Below are 6960 nucleotides of genomic sequence, written 5' to 3' on the forward strand. Positions count from 1 at the left end.
CTGGGCTGCGCAGGGGCCCCAAAAAGGAATCAGACCGCTGCGCACTGGAGCGCTGTCCCGGTCCAGCGGGCCCAAGCTCCCGCGCCACCGATGCGGCCCTATCGCCTCAAAACGGTGCACTGATTACTTGAACTTTGCACCAGCCCGGTTCTTCTAAACTGCTTCAAATGCCAGCACGGAGCACGGATGTGCCCAGAATCATCTCACCCGACACCCCGGAATCGAGCCTGACCGACCACAGCGAACACAACGCGAAGATTTTCGGTTCGCCCAAGGACCGTCTCGACTTTTACCGGCGTGAAATCCAGTACGAAACCAGCATCCTGGCCAACCGTACCGACGCCTACCTCACGGCCCAGTCATTCCTGGTGATCGCCTTCGTGTCCGGCATGGGCAACCTGAACCCTGAATGGGGCAAGCTGTTCACCCTGGTGGTGCCCGTGTTCCTGGCGACCCTGGGCATTCTCAGTTCCCTCAACGCCTGGCCGGGGATTCGGGCGGCCTACGAAATCATCGACCACTGGCATTACAAGCAGAGCGAACTGCTGCGCAGCGAGCCGGTGATGGGCCTGGCCTACGATGAGTCGCCACTGTTCAGTGAGATGGAGTCGTCCCACAAGGGCTATCGCAAGTCGCTGTTGTTCTCGATGCGCGCGCCCTGGCTGTTCATGGTGTTCTGGGTGATGCTGGGGGCCTACGCGTTTTACATCCAGGTGGACAACCCCGGCTCATAAGCAATTGGAACTTCACCGACCCGCACGGGACCTTACCTTTACGCAGTCTGCGTTTTCCAACAGAGGTGAGCCATGAGCACAGACAACGACCCGCAAACCAGCAACCGTAACGATCCCGCCATCGACCGCGGCGAACCGGCCCCCGGCACCGCGGCCGACGCGCCAAAAGACCCCAAGCCTGCCAGCGACCCAAAGGCCAAGGAAAACGACTACAGTCCAGACTTCAAGCCCGAGCGCGAGCCCAAGCCTGAAACCGATGCCGATATCGATACCCAAGGCGGTTAGAGGAGACGGTGATGTCAGTTGAAATAGACGAAGACGATGAACTCAATGACCCGGGCAATGAAGACCCGGGTTCATTGATGGATGATGCCGAAGTACCGCTTAACGACCTGGATGATGCCGCTGACGTCGGCAACACTGAAAACCAGGAGTAGACGTCATTGTTGTGCCTGGGCACGTCGTTCATACCACGCCAGCATCGGCTGCGTGCTGAGACCATGAACGACGATGCTCAGGGCAATGACTGACAGCGTCAGGTTCACCGCGACCGCACTGCTGGTGCCCACCAGCCCGTGGTTGATGGCATAGAACAGGTAGTAGATGCTGCCGATCCCGCGAATCCCGAACCAGCCCACCAGCCCGCGCTGATGGCGATTCAGCAAGCTGCCCCAGGGTATCGACAGCACGCTGAGGGGGCGAATCACGCAAAACAGCGCCGCCCCCACCGCAAGCGCCCGCCAGTCCCAATGGCTGACCAGCACCACGCCCAGCAAGGTCACCAGGAACACTTCCATCGAACGCTCTACCAGCCCACCAAAGGCGAGCATGTCGCCCATCATCACCCCGGCGGCGATTTGCGTGTCCTGCAGTTGCCCGACATCGCCATGCAACGCATGCTCAGGCTCAACTTCCATGTGGCCAACCACCGGCTGTGCCAGATGTTCCGCCGGGGTTTGTGAGTTGCCGGTGGACTTGAACTCGGCCTGGCGCAGCCCGAGGCCGGCGGCAAATACCGACAGGAAGCCGTAGCCGCCGATGGCTTCGGCCACCACATAGGCGAGGGCGATCAGGGCCAGCGTCAGGTAGTCATTCGGTGACAGGGTGCTGTCGGCATTGGTGATACGCATCTTCAGGGTGACGCGACCGATGCCACGCCCCATCCAGTAGCCCACGAGCAACCCGGCAGGTACGGCCCAGAGCAGGTTTTTCAGCACCCAGCCGCCCAGCCAGTCACCGTCGAACCCGCCGTGCTGCATGAAAATCAGCGCAAAGATCACGAACGGGAAGGCCGTGCCGTCGTTCAAGCCTGCCTCACCGGAAAGACCGAAGCGCAGCGCGTCATAATCCTGCGCGTTATTGACCTGCACCAGGCCCGCGAGCACCGGGTCGGTGGGCGCAAGAATCGCCCCCACCAGCAGTGAAACCCCCCACGACAACCCCAGCAGCCAATGCAGCACCAGGCACGTCCCGAGGATGGTCAAGAGCATCACCGGCCCGGCCATGCCAAACGCAATGCGCCAGGTTCGGTGCTTGAGGGGCAGGCGCAGTTTCAGCCCGCTGACGAACAGCGAAAACAGCACCGCGACTTCCGTCAGGTGTTCCATCCAACTGGCCGAGGCCTTGATGTCCAGATGCAGCAGGTCCATGCCCAGCGGGCCGATACAAACGCCGAGCAACAGGCACACCGCCGAGGTGGTGACCGGCATCCAGCGCAGGTAGGAGGAGGTGAGGGCGAGGGTGAGCAACACCGCGCCCAGTACGGCCATCCATAGGATGAAGGTCATTGAATAGTCCCGGGCATGGTCTGTGTGAACGTTTGAGGTTTGCCGGGAGAGAGAGGTTCAAAAAACGCGCATTGCCTGCTCGGGCAATGCGCGGTTTGTCAGGTCGCCAGGCGTGTTACGTTGGCATTGAGGGTGCTGTTTGGGGTGAAGGAGAAGGTGAACCCCGAGTCGAGAAACTTTTGCAGCCCGTCATTATCAAGACTGAATACCGTTGCACCGACCGATTGATCAAGAGTGCCAGTGGCATCGAACATGGCTTTGTCCAGGCCGGCTTGGTTGGTGTTGTAGATATAGAGTTTTCCATCACTGCTCTTTTGAATATAGGCGGTGTGTACGATATTGCCGTCTGCTCTATTGCTCATGAAATTGATAACGCCTGATTCGGTAATGTCCGCGGGCCTGAATACGGCGCTGGTATTCTCGGCAGTAATACCCATCAGGTCCTTGTAGCGTTGCGTGTAATTGGAATCCCCGCTCCTGACCACACTGCCCAGCACGGCCTCGCGAGTTTTCAACGGGAGTGCATTGTCTGCCATCCCGACGAACATGGTTTTTTCGTAGCAGATTGTCCCGGTGTATCCCGTTTTGGCATGGAGCTTCTCCAGTTTGTCGCGAAGCGCTTCTACCGGCACGGCGTCAGCTTTGAAATATTCCAGCGGCTCGCCAAAGGGCTTTCTGGTTTTCACATTCAAGGCGTGCCAATTACCGGTGGCGTCATCAAACTTCGCAAACACCTTGGCTTCTTCGGTCGCATTGGCCGCCTTGTAAGTGCCTTCGGCAATGCCGGGCTTTTTCGCCAGTGACATCAGGTCGACACTGCGCAAGGCGCCACGCAGATGATTGACGCCGTTACGTCCAGCGGCAAGCGTGGTGCGCCCCAGCTTCAATGCACTCCGGGCCAGATCATCAGCTCCGCTCAACGGATTGAAACTCCCCAGCGCCGCGCGCCCGACAATCTTCGCGCCCTGGGCGAACTTGCTGAAAGCCGATGCGCCGGCGGCCACGGCCTTGGCCCCCCTGGCTGCCGCACCGAGGCCTACGGCAAACCCAAATATATCCAGGGCCAGGTCGCCGACACCTTCGCCGATGTTGCCGTTTTGAAAGTTGACGATTGCCGACCTCAAGGGGATCAGGTTGAGGAGGAATTCATTGACTTTCTTGTAAAATGGAACCTCGGTATCCAGCGTGGTGAGCCCCTCGGCCTCTTTTTTGAATGACCGGATATCAACATCCTTCACCATGGCATCGGCAATATAAGACGTTCGGGCACTGCCAAAGCTCTTGGGGTTGGCGGCCTGGATTTTTTCATCCGTCAACCCGGGTGCGTACTCGCCCGAAGGTATGACTTCTTCCAGGTCTTTATGGTAATGGGTGTGATTGGAAGGCTGTTTGCCTGCCGTGAAGTCACCCAGGTCCGTACGCTCGGTAATCTTTGCGGTCCTGAGATTGATTTCGTAGATGTGCACCTGGTTGTTGCGCCTGGTTTTCACCAGCAGGCAATTGTCGTCGGGCACCCGCTTGCGGGTTTCCTTGCCAAAGTTGTCCTTATCGACGTCGACTTCCCTGACCACTGTGATTTCGCCGTATTCCAGGTTTTTACGGTCTTCTTCAGGGAGCCGCGAAACCATCCACTTGACCTGGGTCGCGACGCTTTTTTCGATGCCGTCGGCGTATTCCCCGAACGCGTCCTGGAACACGTTCGGCATACTTGGCAGGTCTTTGGTTTTTTCCAGCACCTCGCTGAGGTTCAACGTACTGGATGAGGTCACCCAATGATTGTCAGCGGGGGGCGGGGGCCCAATTCCAAGTACCCCTACGGCCGGTGGTTCTTCGACGCCAGGTCGATGGTGAAGCGCGTCCTTCATATACAAGTCGAGGATCGAATAAGGCCCCGGGAAATCGCTATGGGCGGGTTCCAGCGTGATGCTCTTGTCTTCCAGGGTTGCCGTATCCATGCCCGGCAGGGCTTTGCGCAACTGCTCCAGGGCCATTTCCTTGCGTAATGGCATCGGCATGCTCTGTGTTTGACTGGCCGCGCTCAGCTCGGTGATCTGCGCATCGAATGCATCGCGTACATCATTCATTTGGCCTTCGGTCACCGGATACGGCATACCGTTCGCGCTTCCCCAATCCTTGAGCGCCTCTTGCTGGGCGGCATATTCGACATAACGCTCCTGGGCGGAGACCGGCGCGACCTCAGCGTGGAGCATGACCTGCCCGTAGGACATCCCTGCGGTTGAACCCGGAGACTGCGCTTCGATGCGTTCTACCGCGGTGACAAAACTGACCCAACTATGGGAACCCGGGGTGACCTGGTCCGGGATGTCTTTAACCAGGAACTCCGGAGCGCGGGTGGAGAGCAGCAGATGCGCTTGTAGCGCCGCTGCCTCGGGTGACGATGCCTTGCCGGTGCTGACAAGATGTTCGGCCAACCGGCTGACGATACCGGATGCGGGTTTGCCCCAGGTACTGTTCCCGGTCACGGCAAAACCGGCGATGTGATGCCTGGACCTGGGGTCTGTCGCGCGGAACGAGTTGTGTTTGTCCACACTCATGGCCGCCAACAGCCAATCAGTGGCACTGCCTTTGATGGACTGCGCGTCAAATTTTGCCTGGAGGGCCTCGCCCAACGCCTTGCCCTTGGGGGAGCGGATCAGCGAGTCGAGCACCCGCTGCGGGTCAGCCAGCTCGGAAGGCGTGAACGACTTGCCCTGCATGAGGTATTCCACTACGTTCCTGGCGCCGTTCAAATCAACGTCGCCGATCTTGCCGCGGCGCAGGTCGGACCGCAGCTGATTCGCCGCCTCGGGCGCAAGCGGGGGCTGCCATTCCAGCGCACCGCCATAATTGCCATGGAGCGGCGCCTGGAGTTCAGGCCTGAGCAGATAATTCGTCAGGTTCTCCACCTCCTCGGGCGTGGTTGGCACGTCCCAGCCATTGATCTCAAGGAATTCCTTGAGGCTAATGGTGCTCCCTGAGTCGGTGCTCCCGACCTGGCGGTAAGCGCTGTCGGGGTGAAGCTCGACTTTATTCTTTTGCAGGTAGTCGAGAACGTCACCGCTCCCAATGCTGCCCGATCGAATCCGCTCAAGCAGGTAATTGAGTTCACGCCCCACGGTGTTCAGCGTCTGGGTATTGCCCACCAGGGCTTTCTGGCGCTCAACCTCATCCTCACCACGGGTTTCGTGCAGGTCCGCAAAACGCGGGCCGCTCACGCCGGTAAAAGCCTTGTCGCGCGCCAACTCATCTGCACGCTCGTGGGCATGATCCGGCAGGATATGTTCTTGCTCTTTGTAGAATTGGCTCACCAACCACAGGGGGGCACTGTTGCTGTTTTGGGAGAGCGGCGGTTTGAAGGGGATCGGGTTACCGTCGCCGATAACGCGTGCGGCGTCCCTGACCTGTGCGCCCACCTGCGCCCAGCCTTTGTCATCGGGGCCGTTGGGTTGCGCGGCGGCGGAGGGCCTGCGCTGGTAGGTGATCTTCCCGGTATTGGGGTCAATCATCACTGAATTGGGGTTTATCCCGTTTTCCCTCATCCAGTCACGGACTTGCGGGGACTCCATGGCACGCCCCAACTGCGACCACCACTGCCCGAACGTTGAGTTCGGCGGAATGTTCTCGACCATGATCGCGTCGTCATGGCCGTCGCCCTTGACCTGACGCAGCGCGCTGGCTACCTGGCCTGCCAGTTCACCGTCGGCATCGGCACGCGGGCTGGGGATCCTGGTCCCGGGGGAGCCTGGCGCGGCATTTTCCGGCGCTGCGGCCTGGAGCCGCGCCGGGGGAAGCGGCTTGTCAGGTGCGTTCAAAGGAATGAAAGAAGCCGTAGCCTGAGTAGGAGCAATTGTCATAGGAGGGGGATCCGGTAATTTATCGAGTACACCCAAGCAGCGCTTCGCTCCAGCGGGTGTAACTCTTCGTACCCGATGCCCCCTCAGCGATTCCATCCCACTGGCATGCAGATTGATACGGCGTTTTACGCGCCCATGCTAAGGGTGCGCCGCGGTCCTCAGCCGAATCATGTCGATCAGTTGGCGCAATCCCGGCTGCGACTGACGCCGGCTGGGGTAGTACATGCACAGCGGCGCGCCGATGCAGGCCCAGTCGGGCAGCACTTCCACCAAGCGCCCGTCGGCCAGTTCCGCCAGCACGCGATTCTCCAGGCAGTAGGCGATACCCACGCCTTGCAGGGCCGCATCAACGATGGTCTGGGTGTCGGCCGCGCTGAAGTGGCCGGGCACATCGAGCCGCTGCTGGCGTACGCCATTGCCCAGTTCCCATTTGTAGGTGGTCTTGTCGCCCAGGTACATGCGTACACAGGAGTGCGTGAGCAAGTCCCTGGGCGCTGCAGGTGTCCCTGCCTGTGCGAGGTAGGCCGGGGAGGCGACCATGATCCAGCGCAGCTCGCCGGTCAGCGGCACGGCCACCATGTCCTG

The 6960-nt window shown here is 60.0% G+C and carries 6 protein-coding genes; 3 read left to right on the top strand and 3 right to left on the bottom strand.

Annotated features, from left to right (window positions below):
- Positions 1–188: 188 nt before the first annotated feature.
- The 3 genes from HX846_RS17350 to HX846_RS17360 all read left to right on the top strand — a co-directional run bounded on the left by HX846_RS17350 (position 189) and on the right by HX846_RS17360 (position 1171).
- Positions 189–734: a hypothetical protein gene (locus HX846_RS17350; protein ID WP_003217074.1), complete on the top strand. Its 546-nt coding sequence runs from the start codon at positions 189–191 to the stop codon at positions 732–734.
- 72 nt (positions 735–806) lie between these two features.
- Complete coding sequence (locus HX846_RS17355) at positions 807–1019, top strand: hypothetical protein (RefSeq protein WP_003217072.1); 213 nt, start codon at positions 807–809, stop codon at positions 1017–1019.
- An 11-nt stretch (positions 1020–1030) separates the two neighbouring features.
- Positions 1031–1171 (top strand): hypothetical protein, encoded by a 141-nt coding sequence (locus HX846_RS17360; protein WP_003217070.1) that lies wholly within the window; start codon positions 1031–1033, stop codon positions 1169–1171.
- Positions 1172–1174: 3 nt separating this feature from the next.
- On the opposite strand, the gene HX846_RS17365 is transcribed toward HX846_RS17360, so the two are convergent.
- The 3 genes from HX846_RS17365 to HX846_RS17375 all read right to left on the bottom strand — a co-directional run.
- Positions 1175–2521: a sodium:proton antiporter gene (locus HX846_RS17365; protein ID WP_178904019.1), complete on the bottom strand. Its 1347-nt coding sequence runs from the start codon at positions 2519–2521 to the stop codon at positions 1175–1177.
- Between the two features lie 98 nt (positions 2522–2619).
- Positions 2620–6411: a hypothetical protein gene (locus HX846_RS17370; protein ID WP_256739828.1), complete on the bottom strand. Its 3792-nt coding sequence runs from the start codon at positions 6409–6411 to the stop codon at positions 2620–2622.
- A 102-nt stretch (positions 6412–6513) separates the two neighbouring features.
- The coding region (locus HX846_RS17375; RefSeq protein ID WP_256739829.1) for a LysR substrate-binding domain-containing protein at positions 6514–6960 on the bottom strand (447 nt) is incomplete at its 5' end.

The organism is Pseudomonas sp. K5002 (assembly GCF_013386655.1).
Taxonomy (GTDB): domain Bacteria; phylum Pseudomonadota; class Gammaproteobacteria; order Pseudomonadales; family Pseudomonadaceae; genus Aquipseudomonas.

Excerpts from the sequence above, each read along its gene's own strand:
- HX846_RS17355 (WP_003217072.1), top strand. The coding sequence starts at position 807 with ATGAGCACAGACAACGACCCGCAAACCAGCAACCGTAACGATCCCGCC.
- HX846_RS17360 (WP_003217070.1), top strand. The coding sequence starts at position 1,031 with ATGTCAGTTGAAATAGACGAAGACGATGAACTCAATGACCCGGGCAAT.
- HX846_RS17365 (WP_178904019.1), bottom strand. The coding sequence starts at position 2,521 with ATGACCTTCATCCTATGGATGGCCGTACTGGGCGCGGTGTTGCTCACC.